General features: G+C 73.6%; 17 protein-coding genes. 14 read left to right on the top strand and 3 right to left on the bottom strand.

Going from position 1 to position 16450, the window contains the following annotated elements:
- Positions 1-215 precede the first annotated feature (215 nt).
- Entirely contained in the window at positions 216-1607 is a 1392-nt protein-coding gene (locus tag ACFV4G_RS08195) for an amidase (protein ID WP_380437761.1), read from the bottom strand.
- Complete coding sequence (locus ACFV4G_RS08190) at positions 1594-1803, bottom strand: hypothetical protein (protein ID WP_380437759.1); 210 nt, start codon at positions 1801-1803, stop codon at positions 1594-1596. The genes ACFV4G_RS08195 and ACFV4G_RS08190 overlap by 14 nt, the downstream gene beginning before the upstream one ends.
- A 286-nt stretch (positions 1804-2089) precedes the next feature.
- Here ACFV4G_RS08190 and ACFV4G_RS08185 point away from each other — a divergent pair, with 286 nt between their 5' ends.
- From ACFV4G_RS08185 to ACFV4G_RS08175, 3 genes are all read left to right on the top strand, one after another.
- Entirely contained in the window at positions 2090-2821 is a 732-nt protein-coding gene (locus ACFV4G_RS08185) for a hypothetical protein (RefSeq protein WP_380437757.1), read from the top strand.
- A 206-nt stretch (positions 2822-3027) separates the two neighbouring features.
- Positions 3028-3342 carry a hypothetical protein gene (locus ACFV4G_RS08180; protein WP_380437755.1) on the top strand — a complete coding sequence of 105 codons (315 nt, stop codon included), beginning with the start codon at positions 3028-3030 and terminating at the stop codon, positions 3340-3342.
- 52 nt (positions 3343-3394) lie between these two features.
- A complete protein-coding gene (locus ACFV4G_RS08175; protein ID WP_380437753.1) occupies positions 3395-4120 on the top strand; it encodes a hypothetical protein in 726 nt (241 codons plus the stop codon).
- Between the two features lie 10 nt (positions 4121-4130).
- On the opposite strand, the gene ACFV4G_RS08170 is transcribed toward ACFV4G_RS08175, so the two are convergent.
- Positions 4131-5036 carry a LysR family transcriptional regulator gene (locus ACFV4G_RS08170; RefSeq protein ID WP_380437752.1) on the bottom strand — a complete coding sequence of 302 codons (906 nt, stop codon included), beginning with the start codon at positions 5034-5036 and terminating at the stop codon, positions 4131-4133.
- Positions 5037-5491: 455 nt separating this feature from the next.
- Between ACFV4G_RS08170 and ACFV4G_RS08165 the strand changes: the two genes are divergently transcribed.
- The 11 genes from ACFV4G_RS08165 to zapE all read left to right on the top strand — a co-directional run bounded on the left by ACFV4G_RS08165 (position 5492) and on the right by zapE (position 16437).
- A complete protein-coding gene (locus ACFV4G_RS08165; protein ID WP_380437750.1) occupies positions 5492-6172 on the top strand; it encodes a DUF4142 domain-containing protein in 681 nt (226 codons plus the stop codon).
- Between the two features lie 80 nt (positions 6173-6252).
- Positions 6253-7731 (top strand): DUF1996 domain-containing protein, encoded by a 1479-nt coding sequence (locus ACFV4G_RS08160; RefSeq protein ID WP_380437748.1) that lies wholly within the window; start codon positions 6253-6255, stop codon positions 7729-7731.
- Between the two features lie 26 nt (positions 7732-7757).
- Positions 7758-8693, top strand: coding sequence for a hypothetical protein (locus tag ACFV4G_RS08155; RefSeq protein ID WP_380437747.1), 936 nt, complete (start codon positions 7758-7760; stop codon positions 8691-8693).
- A complete protein-coding gene (locus tag ACFV4G_RS08150) occupies positions 8690-10123 on the top strand; it encodes an NADH-ubiquinone oxidoreductase-F iron-sulfur binding region domain-containing protein (RefSeq protein WP_380437745.1) in 1434 nt (477 codons plus the stop codon). Before ACFV4G_RS08155 ends, ACFV4G_RS08150 begins: the two co-directional genes overlap by 4 nt.
- Before the next feature lie 113 nt (positions 10124-10236).
- On the top strand, positions 10237-11292 hold the full coding sequence (locus tag ACFV4G_RS08145; RefSeq protein ID WP_380437743.1) for an SCO0930 family lipoprotein: 1056 nt from the start codon (positions 10237-10239) through the stop codon (positions 11290-11292).
- Between the two features lie 44 nt (positions 11293-11336).
- Positions 11337-11777 (top strand): hypothetical protein, encoded by a 441-nt coding sequence (locus ACFV4G_RS08140; RefSeq protein WP_380437741.1) that lies wholly within the window; start codon positions 11337-11339, stop codon positions 11775-11777.
- 539 nt (positions 11778-12316) lie between these two features.
- Positions 12317-13138, top strand: coding sequence for an RNA polymerase sigma factor (locus ACFV4G_RS08135; protein WP_380437739.1), 822 nt, complete (start codon positions 12317-12319; stop codon positions 13136-13138).
- 203 nt (positions 13139-13341) lie between these two features.
- Positions 13342-14004 (top strand): hypothetical protein, encoded by a 663-nt coding sequence (locus ACFV4G_RS08130; protein WP_380437737.1) that lies wholly within the window; start codon positions 13342-13344, stop codon positions 14002-14004.
- Entirely contained in the window at positions 13997-14371 is a 375-nt protein-coding gene (locus ACFV4G_RS08125) for a hypothetical protein (protein ID WP_380437735.1), read from the top strand. The genes ACFV4G_RS08130 and ACFV4G_RS08125 overlap by 8 nt, the downstream gene beginning before the upstream one ends.
- A gap of 132 nt (positions 14372-14503) precedes the next feature.
- Complete coding sequence (locus ACFV4G_RS08120) at positions 14504-15040, top strand: hypothetical protein (protein ID WP_380437733.1); 537 nt, start codon at positions 14504-14506, stop codon at positions 15038-15040.
- 320 nt (positions 15041-15360) lie between these two features.
- Positions 15361-16437 carry a cell division protein ZapE gene (gene zapE / locus ACFV4G_RS08115; protein ID WP_380437731.1) on the top strand — a complete coding sequence of 359 codons (1077 nt, stop codon included), beginning with the start codon at positions 15361-15363 and terminating at the stop codon, positions 16435-16437.
- The last annotated feature ends 13 nt before the right edge of the window (positions 16438-16450 follow it).

Here is a 16450-nt window from a genome sequence, read left to right as displayed (position 1 = left end):
CAACAACACAACCCTCCCGCGCGCGCCGCACTGTTGTCACCTCCCCAGTGGCTCCCCCCCCGTCGCGCTGCCTCTGCCCTGATCCCCCTGGGCCCAAGTGCCCCGCCGCTGAGCGCGCTGTCGCTCGACGCCCAGGGCACCCCTTAAGGCTGAGTCATTGCGTTTAAGGGGTGCCTCGGTGTCGAGCGGAGCTCCGCCCGGTCCGGACGCCGCCCTCAGGACGCCGTGGCGAGCCCCCGGACGGGCTGCGTCTGCTCGTAGGCGTGACCGACGCGCAGGAGCGTGCGCTCCCCGAGGGGCCGGCCGAGCAGTTGCAGGCCGATCGGCAGGCCCTCGGCGTCCTGGCCGGCCGGGACGGTCAGGGCGGGCACCCCGGTGATGTTGGCGGGGGCGGAGAGGCGCACGTAGGCGTCGGAGACGCTCTCGACCGTGCCGTCGGGCCAGGTGACCGTCTCCTGGCCGGCCCGCACCGCGGTCGTCGGGACCGTCGGGGCGGCGATCACGTCGACCGTCTCCAGCAGGCCGGCCCATTCCTCCCGCATCATGGTCCGGGCGCGCTGGGCCCGCAGGTAGTCCCCGGCGCTCATCAACTCGCCCGCCTCCAGCAGGATGCGGACGTCCGCCCCGTACAACTCCGGTGCGGTGCGCAGGGTGCGCTCGTGGTAGGCGGCGGCCTCCGGCACCATCAGGCCCCACTGGGTGGCCTGGATGTAGCGGGTCATCGGGATGTCGACCTCGACGAGCCGTGCGCCGAGGCCCTCCAGGTGCTCGACGGCGTGCCGGACGGCGGTCTCCACCTGCGGGTCGACGTGGTCGAAGTAGTAGGTGCGCGGCACGCCGACGCGCAGTCCCGTCAGATCCGTGCCCGTGCCGGGCCGGTAGTCCTCGGCGGGCAGGGACAGGGAGGCGGGGTCGCGCGGGTCGTGCCCGGCGAGGGCGGTCAGGACCAGGGCCGCGTCCTCGACGGTGCGGGTGATCGGGCCGACGTGGTCCAGCGACCAGGACAGGGACGTGACGCCGTGACGGGGAACGAGACCGTAGGTCGGTTTGAGGCCGACGACCCCGTTGAGCGCGGCGGGCACCCGGATCGACCCGCCGGTGTCGGTCCCCAGGGCGAAGGTCGCCGCGCCCGACGCGACGGCGACGGCGGACCCGCCGCTGGAGCCGCCGGCGACCCGGCCGTGGTCCCGGGCGTTGCGGGTCTGCGGGGTGGTCAGGCCGAACGCGAACTCGTGCGTGTGGGTCTTGCCGACCAGCACCGCGCCGGCCGCCGTCAACCGGGCGGCGACCGTGCTGTCGGCCGGCGCGCGATGGTCGGCGCGGACCCGGGAGCTGGCCGTGGTGGCCATGCCCGCGACGTCGATCAGGTCCTTGAGCCCCATGGGGATGCCGTGCAACGGCCCCCGGTAGCGGCCTTGCGCCGCTTCGCGCTCGGCCTCGCGCGCCGCCCGGCGAGCCTGCTCCGCGGCGACCGTGACGTAGGCGCCGAGGTCGGGCTCCACCTGCTCGATGCGGTCGAGGACCGAGTCCACCAGCTCGACGGGGGACAGCCGGCGGGACCGGACGGCGTCCGCGGCGGCGGTGAGGGAGAGCTCATACGGCTGCATCGGGCCGCCCTCCTTCCGCGCGGTAGGCGCCTGCCGGCGGGGTGTCCCCGAAGTCCAGCTCCCGGAGGGTCGCGACGACGGAGTGGATGTGGTTCGCGGTGGCCGCGACCGCGGCGTGACGGTCGGCGGGCAGCGGCAGCCCGGCACGATCGGCCCAGCGGGCCGCCTCCGGTGGTGTGAGTTCGGCTGCGGGCATGGCGGACGCTCCTCCTGGCCGGGTGGGGCGGCGAAGCGCTCCCACATCAAAAGCTAATGTTTTGCGTTAGTGACTGTAGACCCTCCCGCCGCCTTAAAGCAAACGCGTTGCGTTTGTCGGGCCCTTCCGCTCCGACCGCTGACGGCGGCGGTCCGACAGCCGCCCTGCGAATCCACGGGGCCGGCAGAGCGGCCGGTCACTTTCTGCATACCGAGATAGTGACGATGCGTGACCTCGCCCCGGCCGGGACAGGGGTCTGTCGGAGCCGTCCGGCATCATTCCTGCCATGACACAGGACTACCGCGTGGTGGTGAGCCACGGTCCGGCGGCGGGCGTGCCGGAGCAAGAGGTCGAGGCCACGTCCGCGGGGGCACTCGGTGAGCTGATCAGCGCGCTGCCGCTCGACGGATCGGTGCGCGTGGAGCGCATCGCGGACTCCACGCAGTACGCGATCGCCTGCCCGCTGCCGGGCGGCGCGTGTTTCGTCATGCACGACGACGGTCAGGGGCGGTCCGGGGATACCGAGCGCGGCAGCAGCGCCGAGGCGGGCCAGGCTCTCCATGCCTGGGCGGTTCGCGCGAACGCCTGGGAGTGGGCCTTCTCGTGGATGCAGCGGTTCCCCGTCCCGCAGCGCATCCCCATCGCCCACGAGCCGGGCTTCCGGACGGACCTCGCCGGCAGCTGGGACGGAGGCCAATTCCTGGCCGGCTTCTACGACGTCACCTATCTGCACCTCTTCGACCGGGACGGCCGCCACCTGCGCTCGCGGATCGGAGTCGCCGAGGAGGAATCGGGGCAGGAGGACACGGACGCCGCGATGGCCCGCCTCAGGGAGCTGGTCGACGAACTGCCCGGCCGCCGCTTCGGCGACATCGCCGTCCGTCCGTTCTCCGTCGAACACGGCGGCCACAGCTGGGGGCTGTTCGACAAGACCGAGGCGTACGGCTTCCCGCACGCCGAACTGGAGCCCGACATGCTCGGATTCGGCGCGCCCTGGAACGGACTGTACGACACCTGATAACCGCTCGGCGTGGCCGGCACCGTCCTGGGTGTGACCTTGGGAGGGTAGTGCCGGCGTACCGCCTTCCGGGGGACGGGAAGCGCCGGAGAAGGGCCGTTCGAGTGAGGTCCCACGTCTTCGCGCAGCCGAACGGTGAGACTGGCAGCGCTGGAAGCCGGGGGAGCTCACCGTTCAGGCTCACCGTTCAGAAGGAGACGAGTCCTGTGAAGAACTTCCGAAGGGTGCTGGCCACCGGCGCCGCCGCGGTGGCCCTGTGCATCGGATTCCCGGCCAACGCCCAAGCTACGGACGGGACGTTCACCTACATCAGCGACAACCAGGAGCACTACCTGGACAACCCGGGCAACGGCCGGTGCTACGAGCTCGGCGGCGACGTCACCGAGCTGTACAACGACACCGACGCGGAGGCGACCGTGTTCGGCGACGCCGGCTGCCAGGACGCGGTCGACACCGTCGGGCCGGGTGGTGCCAGCGCCGGAGGCGGCGTCGGCTCGGTCCGTTTCACCGCGGCCCGGTAGCCGACGCCGCCCGCGTCGTGGTGCATGATGGCCATGATCACTGGGGGGTGTCATGGCGCTGTTCCCGCAGAAGTGCCCGGTCGGGCCGGACGAGCGGGTCTGGATCGAGGAGTCCATGGCCTGGCTGGCGGCCGAGTTCGGGCGCGGGGTGCTGGAGCGTGCTCCGGTGCTGCCGACCGCCGAGTACTTCCCGGGGCCGTACGCGGGCTCCGACGCCGACATCCGGGGCCTGATCGCCCAGCTCTGCGGGTACCTGGACGTGGCGCCCAACCGGCTGACGATCGAGATCGAGCCGGACGACGGCGAGGGCGCCATGGTCGCCGGCCTCGGGCTCGCCCACAGGTCGCGCTCGGCCGCCGGGCACTACCGGCGGGAGAACGGGCGGCCGGTGATCGCCGTCGCGCAGCGCCAGGCCGCCCGTCCGGTCGCGCTGGTCGCCACCATCGCGCACGAGCTGGGACACGTCCGCCTCCTCGACGAGCGGCGCGTCTCCACCGAACGGCGCGACCACGAGCCGCTCACCGACCTGCTGACGGTGCACTTCGGCCTGGGCGTCTTCACGGCCAACTCCGCGTTCGACTTCCGGCAGGGCAAGCAGGGCTGGTCGTCCTCGCGGCTCGGCTACCTGAGCGAGCGGATGCTCGGCTACGCCCTGGCCTGCTACGCCTACCGGCGCGGCGAGAGCAAGCCCGCCTGGGCCCGGCATCTGGACACCAACCCGCGGGCCTACCTCAAGCAGGGCCTCCGCTACCTGCAGCGGAATCCGCCGCGCGTGTGATCGAAGGGGATCACGCCTCCGCGGTCGCCCGGGCGGCGCTGTCCCGCAGGACCAGCAGCAGCATCTGCTCGTACGCGGTGAGGGGCCGGGCCAGCGTCGAGCCGGCCGTCACGGTCCGGTGCCCGGGCGCCGGGTGGATCCGCAGTTCGGCCAGGACGCCGTGCCGGAGCTCCAGTCGGACGGACCGGCGCGCCACCAGTCCGACCCCCAGGCCGATCCGTACGGCCTCCTTGATGCCGTCGGTGCCCCAGAGGTCCAGCGTCCGGGCGCCGGACAGTTCCCAGGCGTGCAGGAGGTCCGTCAGCTGACGGCGGGTGTCCGAGCCGGCCTCGCGCAGCAGGAACGTTTCGTCCGCCAGGTCGGCGGGAGTGACGTCCCGTCCGGCCAGCGGATGACCGGCCGGGCAGGCGAGCAGCATGTCGTCGTCGGCGAGGCGCTCCGACCGGTAGCGCCCGGGAGGCAGCGGGCCGCCGCTCAGCGCGACGCCGATCCGGCCCTCCTCCAGTGCGGTCGCCAGCCGGTCGGCGCTGTCGACGACGAGGCCGAAGCGCACCTCGGGCGCCCGGTGCCGCAGTTCGAGCAGGACGGACGGCAGGAAGTGCGCGGCGATGGTGCTCGTGCTGCCGATCACCAGCGGGTCCTCCAGTAGGAGTGCCGCGGCCTGGACGGCCGCGACGGCCTGGTCGGCGAGGGCGAGCACCTCCTTGGACTGCGCGAGCAGGACCTCACCGGCCAGGGTCGGGCGGATCTTCGGGCCGGACCGGTCGACCAGCTGGGTGCGCAGGGCTATTTCCAGGTTCTGCACCTGTTTCGAGACGGACGACTGGCTCAGGAACAGGACCTGGCTCGCCGCCGAGAAGCCGCCGCATTCGATGACCTTGGCGAACACCGCCAGTTGATTGAGGTTCAGTCGCACATGGCCTCGCTCGCGTCCGGACGGAAAGGGGGGACACCAGGGCCGGTGCGGCGCCCTGGGGTACCGACCGGTACGGCAATCTACCGCCTCCCGGGCCCCGCGCCACAGTGGCCTTCCGCACATGGTTCGCACATGCTGACGGATTGTCGAACAAGCGTCGGGAATGGCGCTCCGGTGCGGCGTCCCGGCGCGCTCTGGGTAAAGGATGAGCAAAGTCGCGGGACGGATCCCCGGGTTTGGCCTCTTTCCACGGTGACCGGCCCGCAAGCGGCCGGTGGTTCCCGGGAGGTTCCGCGGTGCGGTCGCCGCCGAACCGTCCGCCCGGTGACGGTGAACGGAATCCCGGCGCGATGAGGAAGCCGATGTCATCTTCGAGGAAGAAACGCGAACCCGGAACGGCGGTTTACGGAATACCCGGGGCGACCAGACTTCCGCGGTGGTTCGCCACCCTGCTCGTGATCGTGGCCGTGCTGTTCACGGGCACGGCCCTGGCGGTTCCGATCGTGCGATCGGCGGGCTCGTACCGCACCGCTGCGCGGGCGGACCCGTCCCCGGTCGCGGTGGCGACCCTGCAGACGGCGTCCGGGCCGCTGACACCGCTCGACCGGGACTTCGTCAAACGGGTCCGGCTGGCCGGGCTGTGGGAGATCCCCGCAGGCCGGATGGCCGTCGCCAAGGGCGGCACGCCCGAGGTCAGGACCGCGGGACAGCACCTGATCGACGGGCACACGGATCTGGACCGGGCCGTGGTGGACGTCGCCAGGACCCTCGGCCTGGGCCTGCCCGACGAGCCCTCCGACCAGCAGAAGGCGTGGCTGAAACAGCTGGACGACGCCCAGGGGCCCGATTTCGACCGGCTGTTCGCGAACATCGTGCGCAACGCCCACGGCCAGGTCTTCGCGGTGGTCGCCCAGGTGCGCGCCGGGACCCAGAATTCCACCGTCCGCGATCTCGCGACCACGGCGAATTCCACCGTGCTCGACCACATGACGGTCCTGGAGAACACCGGGCTGGTGAAATTCGGCGACCTTTCCGGACCGCCGTCCGGCACGTCCGCTCCGAGTCAGGGCCCGAGCCAGGGCCCGAGCCAGGGCCCGAGCCCGGCGCCGAGTTCCGGGCCGGCGACGCAGCACTAGAAACCCTGCCCGGACACCGCGGCAGCACAAGGCTTTCCACGGCCTGCCAGGCAGGCCCGATCCCGTTTCGAGGATGCGACATGAGGATTCACAAACGCGGCAAGGCCAGGCGGAAGGCGTTCGCCCTCCTGCTGGCCGGGATATTGGCGGTCACCGGCGCCTCGGCGCTCGCGGCGGCCGCGTTCGCCGGGCAGCGGCCGTCGCGGTCGCAGGGGGCCGCTGCCCAGCAGGCCGGGGCCCGGCCGGGCACGGTCGCCTGCGCGGACGTCGGCACGGCCCTGGCCTCGGTGCCGGAGAGCGCGCAGCAGGACGTCGACCAGGACCTCGCCGACCTCGACGTCCAGGTGGCGGACGCGTACCGCAGCCTCGCCGAGCCGGGCTCCGGCGGCGGTGAGCAGCAGGTCATGGGTGAGCTGGCCGGGAAGCGGACGGCGACCCTGCAGAAGCTCGTCGCGAGCGCGGGCCCGGACTCCGGCCTGCCCGAGGACGTCTCCGGACTGGCGACCTGCGCGATCCGGCGCGACCTGGTGGTCGATTCCTCCGCACAGGACTACGCCCCCGACGGCGGGAGCGGCGACGGCGGGCAGAACGGCGCGGCCGGACAGAACGGCGTCACCGGGCAGAACGGCGTCACCGGACAGAACGGCGCGGCCGGGCCGAGGAACCTGTCGAGCGGCGGACGGTCCGCCCTGGGGCGCGGTTTCGTCGACATCAGGACCGTCACCCCGAACACCGCCAGGCCCACCCGCACCGGGCCGGCCACCGGCACCTTCACCTCGCAGTGCGGGCTCAACGAGAACCGCCACCTCAACCCCGACAACGTGATCGTGGCCCCCGGTGTCAGCAACGGCGCCCACCACATGCACGACTACGTCGGGAACCTCGTCACGGACGCGTTCTCCACCAACGGCAGGCTCGCCAACGCCGGCACCACCTGCTCCAACGGGGACCAGTCGGCCTACTACTGGCCGGTGCTGCGGGTCCTCGACGGTCAGGCGGAGAAGGACGCGAGGGCGCCGGGCGGCGGGAAGGACCGCAACGTCGGACGCATCCTCCAGCCCGCCGAGGTCGGGATCACGTACGACTCCGCCGCCGGGAACAGGGTCCAGCCGATGACCCGCTTCCTGCGGATCATCACCGGCGACGCCAAGGCGCTCACCAACGGCCCGGCCAACGCCCACGCCTCGTGGAGCTGCACCGGCTTCGAGGACCGCCAGCTCGCCGACAAGTACCCGATCTGCCCGGACGGCAGCCGGGTCGTCCGGACCCTGAAGTTCCCCGACTGCTGGGACGGCCGGAACACCGACAGCGCCAACCACCGCACCCACACCGCCTTTTCGCGGGCGGACGGTAGCTGCCCGCGGAACTTCCGGGCGATCCCCCGGCTGACCCAGCGCATCGCCTACGACGTGCCGACCGGCGTGCGCTTCGCCGTGGACACCTTCCCCGAGCAGCTCCACAACCCGATCACGGACCACGGGGACTTCATCAACGTGATGTCCCGGGACCTGCTGGACCAGATGGCGACCTGCATCAACGAGGGGCGTCGCTGCGGATGACCCACACCAGCCCGGAGGGCTCAGCAATGTCGACGGAGGACGGCCGCCTGGCCTGGCACTCGGCCGCCGGACCGGCGCCGGTGGGCCGGCCGCGCCGGGCGGGGCACGCGGGCCGCTCGGGCCACGCGAGCCGCACGGGCCGCGCCGACCGGACGCGCCAGGCGCGCCGCGCCGCCGTCGGGGAGCGGACGCCGGACGGGACCGCCGAAGGCCGGCCCGAGCCCGGTGGCCCGGTCACACACCGGGCGTGGCGGTTCCTCCCGCTGCTGGCGGCGGGGCTCGGCCTGACGGCCGTGATGGTGAACGGCGCGCTGCAGGCGTTCCTCGGCGTGGCCGCCGGGGTCATCACCCTGGTGTCCTTCACCTCCGCCGTCCTGTGGGGGCTCACGGCGACGGACCGGCTGCTGCTGTACCCGGTCCACCGGCTGGCCGCCCAGACGATCCACCGGGCGATGGGCGTTGCCGGCGTCGTGTTCCTCGTCCTGCACGTGTGGATGAACCTGATCCAGGACCGGATCGGCGCGCTCGCGGCCTTCGTCCCGTTCGCCGACCCGCACCGGCCGGTGGTCCTGGGCCTGGGGGCCCTGGCCGGCTACCTGCTGCTGGCCGTCGCCCTCGCCGGGGCCGCCCGCGGGCTGCTGGCCAGGACCGGTGCGGCGCGCCGGTGGCGGATCGTCCACATGTGCGCCTACCCGGCGTGGGGTGCCGCGCTCTACCACGGACTGCACGCGGGCCGGCTGCCCGCCTCGTGGGTCTCCGTCCTCTACGGCGTGGCCGTGGTGGGCGTGATCATCGCCCTCGGGCTGCGGCTGGTCTTCCGGGACGGCGGCAGCAAGCGCAGGCCCGGCGCACCCGTCCGTCCGCTCGGTCCCCTTCGTCCGGGCGGCCCCGGCCGGACGGAGGGGGCGGCGGGCCGACCGCAGGGCGGCGTCGGCACCGGACGGCGGTGGCGGGACGGATGAGCGGCGCACCGATCGCCTGGCTCGGCCGGCCGGTCCTGTTCGCGGGCCTGGAGCGGGACGAGCGCCTGGACCACCGCGCCCACCTGGTCGTCCACGGCGGCATGCCCGTGCTGCCGGCCGACGAGCTGGCCGACCTCGCCGAGAACGTCGACCTGCGCGGACGGGGCGGGGCCGGCTTCCCGTTCGCCCGCAAGCTCCGGGCCGTCGTCAAGGCCGCCGCCCGCCGCCGCACCCGTCCGGTCGTGGTCGTCAACGGCACGGAAGGAGAACCGAGTTGCCTGAAGGACGCCGCGCTCCTGCTGCGCACGCCCCACCTCGTCCTGGACGGGGCGCTGCTGGCGGCCGAGGCCCTGGACGCGGAGCAGGTGACGGTCGGCGTCACCCGGGCCGACACCGAGCAGTCGCTGCGCAGGGCGCTGGCCGAGCGGCGGACCACCCGGCTGCCGGTCTCCGTCGCCCGGCTCCCCGAGCGGTTCGTCTCGGGCGAGGGGAGCGCGCTGGCCCGCGGCATCACCAGCGGGATCGCCCTCCCGCGCGGCGGCGGCGTCCGGACCAGCGACAGCGGAGTCAGGGGAGTGCCGACCCTGCTGTCCAACGCCGAGACCTACGCGCAGCTCGCGGTCGCGGCCCGCCTCGGGGCGCTGCCGTACCGCGAGGTCGGCACGCCGTCGGAGCCCGGGACGGTCCTGCTGACCCTCGCCGGCTCCCGGGTGGTGGAGACGCCCACCGGCGTCCCGCTCGGCGAGCTGCTCGCGATGTTCGGCCTGGACGTCGGGCAGGGCGTCCTGACCGGCGGTTACCACGGCACGTGGCTGACCCCGGTGGCCGCCGCCGCGGCCGAGGTGTCGCGCGAGTCGCTCCGGAGCCTCGGCGGGGCCCTGGGCGCCGGCGCGATCCTGCCGCTGCCGCACACGACCTGCCCGCTGGGCGAGGCGCTCCGGGTCGCCCGCTGGCTGGCCGACGAGACGGCCGGCCAGTGCGGGCCGTGCTACCTCGGGCTGCCCGCGCTGGTCAGAGCACTGGAGGAGGTGGTGCGGGGCGGCCGGGCCGCCCTGGACGCGGTCGAGACCCGGATGCGGGCGGTCACCGGACGGGGGGCGTGCAGTCACCCCGACGCCGCCTCCCGGTTCGTGGCCTCGGCCCTGGAGGTCTTCGACGAGGACCTCCAACTGCACACACACCGGTACGGCTGCGGCCGCCCCGTCCAGGGTGTGCTCCCGATGCCGGCCGTGGAGAGCGCCGGAAGCATCGTCGTGGACTGGACGCTCTGCGAGGCCCACGGGCTGTGCACGAGCGTCCTGCCCGAGGTCATCAGCCTGGAGGCGGACGGATTCCCCGCTGCCGGCGTGATGCCCGTCCCGCCGCAGTTGCTGCAGCAGGCGGCCAGGGCGGTCGACCGGTGTCCCGCGCTGGCGCTGCGGATCCAGTGAGCCGCCGCCGGGCCCGAGGCCCGCGTGCGCCTCCGCCACTCCCGGACCCATGCGCTCCGGGCTCGCAATTCCCCGAAACACCAGGCTCCACCGATGGAAAGGCAAGGAATACCTTGACGACGACAACGAAGCGGTACGGCCTGGTGGCGCTCTGCCTCCTCCTGGCCGGCCTCGTGCTCATGGCGGCCTTCGGGAACGGCAGCGGCAACGCCTACCCGTCCGCCGGGCCCACCGACCCCGGGCAGCTGGCCGGTGCGACGGCGCCGGCTCCGGCCGGGGCCTACGGCTCCTACGGCGACTACGGGGCGTCCGCCTCCGCCTCGCCCTCGTCGGCCGGCAGCGGCTCGCCCGGCGGGCAGTTGGCCGTCCGGGTGGACGAGAAGCTGGGCTCCGTCCTGACGGACGGCCAGGGCTTCACGCTCTACCGGTTCGACAAGGACTCGGCCAGGCCGCCGATGTCGAACTGCTCCGGGGGGTGTGCCACCACCTGGCCGCCCGTCATCAAGGACAGGAGCACCATGGCCGGCACCGGCATCGACTCGGCCAAGCTGGGTGAGATCGTCCGGGCCGACGGCACGCACCAGCTGACGGTCGGCGGCTGGCCGGCCTACCGCTACGCGCAGGACACCGCGCCCGGCGACACCAAGGGCGAGGGCGTGGGCGGCACGTGGCACGCCCTGGCGCCGGACGGGTCGAAGGCCACCGGCGCGGGTGCCCAGGCGACCCCGTCGGCGACGGCCACGGCCACGACGGCGCCCACCGCCACCGCCGCCCCGATGCCGCAGCCGACCCAGCAGCCCCCGGCCGGACTGCAGCTCTCGATCTTCGCCCACCCCCAGCTCGGCCCGATCATGGTGGACGCCAACGGCCGCACCCTGTACCACTTCGGGAAGGACACCGCCTGGCCCATGCGCTCCAACTGCGAGGGTGACTGCCTGAAGACGTGGATGCCCGCGGCGCCCGTGGACCCGGCCAAGATCCAGGGTGTGGACCCGAAGCTCGTCGGCAAGATGCAGCGCCCGGACGGCACCTGGCAGCTGAGCATCAACTGCACGCCCGCGTACGTCTACTCGGGCGACAAGGGCTACGGCGACGCCCTCGGCAACGGCATGGCCGGGGGCCTCTGGACGGCCATCAACCCGCAGGGCAAGCCGGCGACGGGCAAGTGAGGATCCCGGGCGTCGCCCTCGGGCCGGCCGGGAACAGCCGGCGCGTGCGCACCGCGCTCCAGTGGGCCGCGCTGATCCTCCTGCTCGCACTCGGGTCCGTCGAACTCCTCTGGGGCAACGGCGGGTTGGCCGGAGCCGCGCAGACGGTGCCGTCGGCGCCGACGGCCGGCCCCGGCGGGAACTCCGTGGAGGCCCTGGCCCGGCGGATCGGCTGCACGGCCGAGATCACCACCGACGCGGCGGACCTGCGTCAGGGCCTGTGCACCTCCGGTGACGAGGAGATCTGGATCGCCACCTTCCCGACGCCGCGCGCCAAGGACGCCTGGATCGAGGAGGCCAAGGCGTACGGGGGTTCGTACCTCGTGGGCGACGCGTGGGTGGTCGTGCTGTCCGACACCACCGCGGACCTCCTGCACGGGCTGCTCGGCGGTACGGTCGTCGACGGCGCCGACCACACCGGGCACGCACACATGGGAGGTGGGTGACCGGCGACAACAGCGAACGACAGGGCGAGGGTTTCCACCGGTGTCGGGCCGGTGGGGGCCCTCGCCCCGTTGTTCACCGGTTCGACACGTGTGCCAAGTCGAAGTCGGCGCACGACAACTGGCACAGTGTCATGAATCCGTCGGGGCAGGCCCGTTCACTCATGCGAATGCCGTATGACCTTTTCTGTTATCCGTGGCCGTCGCGCTTGACGAGACCTCGCCACGGTGCCGGGGAGCGCCGCCGCGCGTCATCGGGGCGGCTCCGGCGCCACCCCGGGCGCGTCCGTCGCCCCGCACACGGATTTCCCCCATTCGGATCCGGAATCACCGGCCGCGCGGAGGTTTTCGGACAGTTGCCCGGAAACCCGTGGGACTGGTGTGCTGTGGCCCTTCCCGCCACACCGTCCCGACGGCCCCGGCACCGGACCGCCGTCGCGTCCTTCGTCCGGGCGGTTCCCCCGTGCGGGCCCCTGCTGCCGCCACACCGGCCGGGCCCGCGGAATCCCCGCCGGACGAAGGCCACAGCCGAGGAGGACCAGGTGACCCTGCTGACCAGCACCCGCGAACCGGGACTGAGCGACCTGAGCGACGCCGAACTCGCGGAGGTGCTCACCGCGCCGGCCCCGGCCGGCGGTTCGCGCATCAGGGAAGTCATGGCCGAGGTGTTCACCCGGCACCACGGCGCCGTGCTCGCCTACGCCCGCCGCTTCTGCCGCGACCAGCAGACGGCCCAGGACCTCGCCGCCGAGGCCTACGCCAGCACCTACCAGTCCGTGGCCCGCGGCCGCGGCCCGCGCCACGCCTGGCGCCCCTACCTCCAGGCCTGCGTCCGGCGCACCGCCATGGAGTGGAGCGCCCAGACCCGGGACCGCATCGTCCTGGCGGCCGACTTCCACACGTGGGCGGAGTGCCTGGCCGACGAGGCCGGGACCGACGACGCGCTGCTCGCGGCCGAGGAGACCGCCCTGATAGCCGGCGCCTACCGCGCCCTGCCCGAGCGGTGGCAGGTGCTGCTGTGGTTCTTCGTCGTGGAGGGCGAGTCGGCCGCCACCGTCGCCCAGCGGATGAGCATGACCCCGAGCGGTGTGCGCTCCCTCGCGGCCCGCGCCCGCGCGGGACTGCGCGAGGCCTACCTGAGCGCGCACGAGGGCGAGGGGGCCGGGAAGGAGTGCCGGTACTTCACGTCGGTGCTGACCGGCGACGCCCGCCGGCCGGGCCGCCGCCGGGGCCGCGAGCTGGCCCGCCACCTGCGCGAGTGTCCCGGGTGCGGACGGGTCGCCGAACAGTTCCGCCGCGCCAACTCCAGCCTCGGGACGTCGACCCTGGTGCCGCTCCGGGCCGTGCCGGTGAGCGCGCGCTGAGCCCGGTGCAGGCACGTCGCCGCCAGGAGGCCCGAGGAGGCCGGCGGCATTCCCGGGGCCCGCAAAAGGAGTGTGAGGCCACTCGCCGCGCGTGTTGTACTTGGCGCATGGGGGGTGACGACGGCCGGATGCGCTTGCGGGTGACGAGCCATCCCGTCGCCGCTCCCGGAACCCGGCTCAGCCGGATCCTGAGCGCCGGTCCGATGCTCCGCAACACGTGCGTGTACCCGCCCGACCACCAGGTCGGGTACCTGAACGCGAGCCGCGCCGATCTGCTCCGGCTCGGCGCCCTGTTCCGCGTCGCCGCGACGAGTCCGCACAGCGCGGTGCACGTCCCGGTCCCGCCGGATGCCCGACCGATGACCTTCGGGGACCGCGACACCCGTCCGCTGCCGGTGCTCCTGGCTCGTGATGACACCGAACTGCGGCCCTCCGACTGGCCCGATCTACGGCGCCGGATGCGTCGCGCCCCGGTGCCCTTGAGCGTGACCGCCCCGGCGGCGCGACCTCCCGACCGCCCCGACGACGTCCGCCGCCGGGCCGATCGTCACCCCGCCCGCTTCACCGAGCACGCCGCGACGATCGTCATCACCGCCCGTGCGGAACTCCTGTTCTGGATGGGCGACTGGCTCACCGCCGTCGGCGACCGCGTGGCCCGGGACAGCCGCGTCCACCAGCACGGCGAGAGCCTCCTCGGCGACATGGTCGGCTTCTTCGATCCCGAGGGCACGAACCGGCCCATGCACGCGTTCTGCGTGGTCGCCGTCGAGCCGATCTTCCACCGGGCCCGCTGGCGGGAGCAGGCGGCCCACGGAAGTGACCGCGGCGAACTCGTCGACGGTGGGCGACAATCGTCGGGTGACTGAAGCCGGCGTCGTCCACGTCTTCCTCTCCCGCGGTCGGTTTCCGTCGTTCGAGGACATCCGCGAGTACGTCGACCCGGAGTGGTCGGAGAACGAGGGCGCGACGCCGTCCGCCTTGATGGCGGAGGCCGGCATCGCCGAGCTCGAACCGATGTGCGTCGAAGCCGTTCACGCCCGGGACGAGGGCCACTGCGCGCCCGTCGTGCCCGAGGTGCTCCTGCGCGGGGCCTCGTACGCCGACCAGTGGCTGTCACAGGTGGAGTCCACCGAGCCGGCCGACGCCGCGATCTGCGTCTTCGCCCCCAACGTCGTCACCACCCCGCACGGCACCGCTCTGCACTACCTCGGCCGGTTCACGTATCGGGCCTGAACACCTCCCGGGCGCGCTGTCGTTCTGGTGCACCAGAACGCTCAGGTGCACCAGAACAGGAACGGTTTGCAGCCAGGTGTGGCCGGCGGGGTGGTCGGGTGCTGGGTGGGGGAGGGCTGGGGAGCGGGGCCGGTGTTCGGCGTGGTCGTGCTGGGGGCCGGCTTCGCGGGCGGGTCCGCCGGGGGAGGGGGCGCGGCGGAGGACGTGGGCGGGCCGGACGGGGACGCCGCGGCGGACGTGGTGCTGCTGGACGGCTTCGGCCGGGTGCTGGAAGCCGACGGCTGCGGGCGGGCGGTGGCCGCGGCCGTGGTGGCCGATGCCGGTGCGGCCGGTGCGGCCGGGATCGGCGCGTTGTTCTGCGACGGTGACCCAGTGCCGGCAGAGGCCGGGGTCACCGCACCGTCCGAGTTGCCGCCGGCCAGCAGCACGGTGGCCAGCCCGCAGACCACCACCCCGGCCGCCGACACCGCCAGGACCCGGCCCCGCGCCCGGCCGGCCCGCCGCCGGGCCGACCGTCGTGCCGACTGGCGCGACGGCGCGGTGGACGGAGCCTCGACCGGCCGGGTGGGTTCCCGGCCCGCACCCTCCCCGGTCGTGGCCTCGGCGGCCCGGCCGCAGCCGGGGCAGGAGAGCGCGCCGTTGAGGTGGCGTCGGCAGGGGGTGCAGTAACTCATGGGATCTTTTCCGTAGGCGCGGCATGACCGGGATCCCGGCGGTGACTGCCATGCCGCCCACAGGCCGGACCGGATCGGATCGGGATGCGAGCGTACGCAGACCGGACCGCTTTGCGACACCCGGCCGACGCGAGACTTCTGCGGGGGTCGGGTGTCGTTCGTGTGAGGGCGTGTTCGTCCGAGCGCATTGCGTGGGAGCGCCCCGGCGTATTGCGTGGGAGCGCCCCCGCCCCCGGTCCATGCAGCGCGCCCCACGACCACGGGGGTGTGGCCGACGATCTTGCTGATACCGGTGCCCTGCTAGGGTCCGGACCCGTGACGGACAGGGTGCAGAAGCAGTACGAGGCGATGCGCGGACACTTCCAGCGGGCAGCCGGGCAGCACGGATTCACGCTCGACCCCGCCCAGGAGCTCCCGGTCGAGCGACTCAGCCGACTGGCCGGCGAACTGGCCCACCCGGCCTGGCGGCTGCGCCGCAGTCCGCGGCACCTCTACCTCTGGGGCCCGGTCGGCCGCGGCAAGAGCTGGCTGGTGAACACCTTCCTCGACGGGCTGGCGACCCCGCGCAAGCGGCGGCTGCACTTCCACGACTTCTTCCGCCGGCTGCACGAGGGCGTGGCCCTCGGCACGGAGAACCGGCCCGCGGACGGCGCGGCGGTGGACCGGGCCGTGGACGAGCTCCTCGGTGACTGCCGGATCCTCGTCTTCGACGAGTTCCACGCCCACGACGCGGGTGACGCGATGCTGGTCGCCCGTCTCCTCCGCACCCTGCTGGAGCGGAGGATCACGCTCGTCACCACCTCCAACTACCCGCCCGCCGGCCTGATGCCCGACCCGCTGTACCACCACCTCTTCGAGCCGACGATCAGGCTGATCGAGGAGCGGATGGACGTGCTGGACGTCTCCGGTCCCGTCGACTTCCGGCAGCGGCCCCGGGCGGACGGCGGCCACGGCTTCGCCCTCGGCGCCCGTCTCCACCCCGGTGACGAGACGTCGGCCGGCCTGACCCCGCCCCGGCCCGCGGAAGCGGGTCCGGTCGCCGCCCACCACCGTGAGCTGCCGGCCCGGGCGGTTCGCGACGACCACGTGTGGTTCGGCTTCGAGGAGCTGTGCGAGGGCCTCACCGCCGTCGCCGACTACCTCGCGCTCGCCGACCGCTTCCCCACCGTCGTCCTCGACGGCGTCATCCCGCTCACCGAGGCGTCCCCCGACGGCCGTCGGCGCTTCGCCAACCTGGTCGACGTCTGCTGCGACCGCGACGTCCGCCTGGTCCTGATCGGAGCCGACCCGCTCGTCGGCCTCTCCCCGGACTCCACCCTCATGCGCGACCTCGACCGCACCGCCAGCCGCCTCGCCCTCCTCCGCGATCCTGCTCGGGAAGCCGCCCGCTGAGCGACCTCGGGCC

Source organism: Kitasatospora sp. NPDC059747 (assembly GCF_042732955.1).
Lineage (GTDB): Bacteria > Actinomycetota > Actinomycetes > Streptomycetales > Streptomycetaceae > Kitasatospora.
Note: the sequence above shows the minus strand (reverse complement) of the source record. Positions and strands in the feature narration are given on the sequence as shown.

What these genes read in the sequence shown, in the direction of transcription:
- ACFV4G_RS08195 (WP_380437761.1), bottom strand. Translation starts at nt 1,607, where the DNA reads ATGCAGCCGTATGAGCTCTCCCTCACCGCCGCCGCGGACGCCGTCCGG.
- ACFV4G_RS08190 (WP_380437759.1), bottom strand. Translation starts at nt 1,803, where the DNA reads ATGCCCGCAGCCGAACTCACACCACCGGAGGCGGCCCGCTGGGCCGAT.
- ACFV4G_RS08185 (WP_380437757.1), top strand. Translation starts at nt 2,090, where the DNA reads ATGACACAGGACTACCGCGTGGTGGTGAGCCACGGTCCGGCGGCGGGC.
- ACFV4G_RS08175 (WP_380437753.1), top strand. Translation starts at nt 3,395, where the DNA reads ATGGCGCTGTTCCCGCAGAAGTGCCCGGTCGGGCCGGACGAGCGGGTC.
- ACFV4G_RS08160 (WP_380437748.1), top strand. Translation starts at nt 6,253, where the DNA reads ATGAGGATTCACAAACGCGGCAAGGCCAGGCGGAAGGCGTTCGCCCTC.
- ACFV4G_RS08155 (WP_380437747.1), top strand. Translation starts at nt 7,758, where the DNA reads ATGTCGACGGAGGACGGCCGCCTGGCCTGGCACTCGGCCGCCGGACCG.
- ACFV4G_RS08150 (WP_380437745.1), top strand. Translation starts at nt 8,690, where the DNA reads ATGAGCGGCGCACCGATCGCCTGGCTCGGCCGGCCGGTCCTGTTCGCG.
- ACFV4G_RS08130 (WP_380437737.1), top strand. Translation starts at nt 13,342, where the DNA reads ATGCTCCGCAACACGTGCGTGTACCCGCCCGACCACCAGGTCGGGTAC.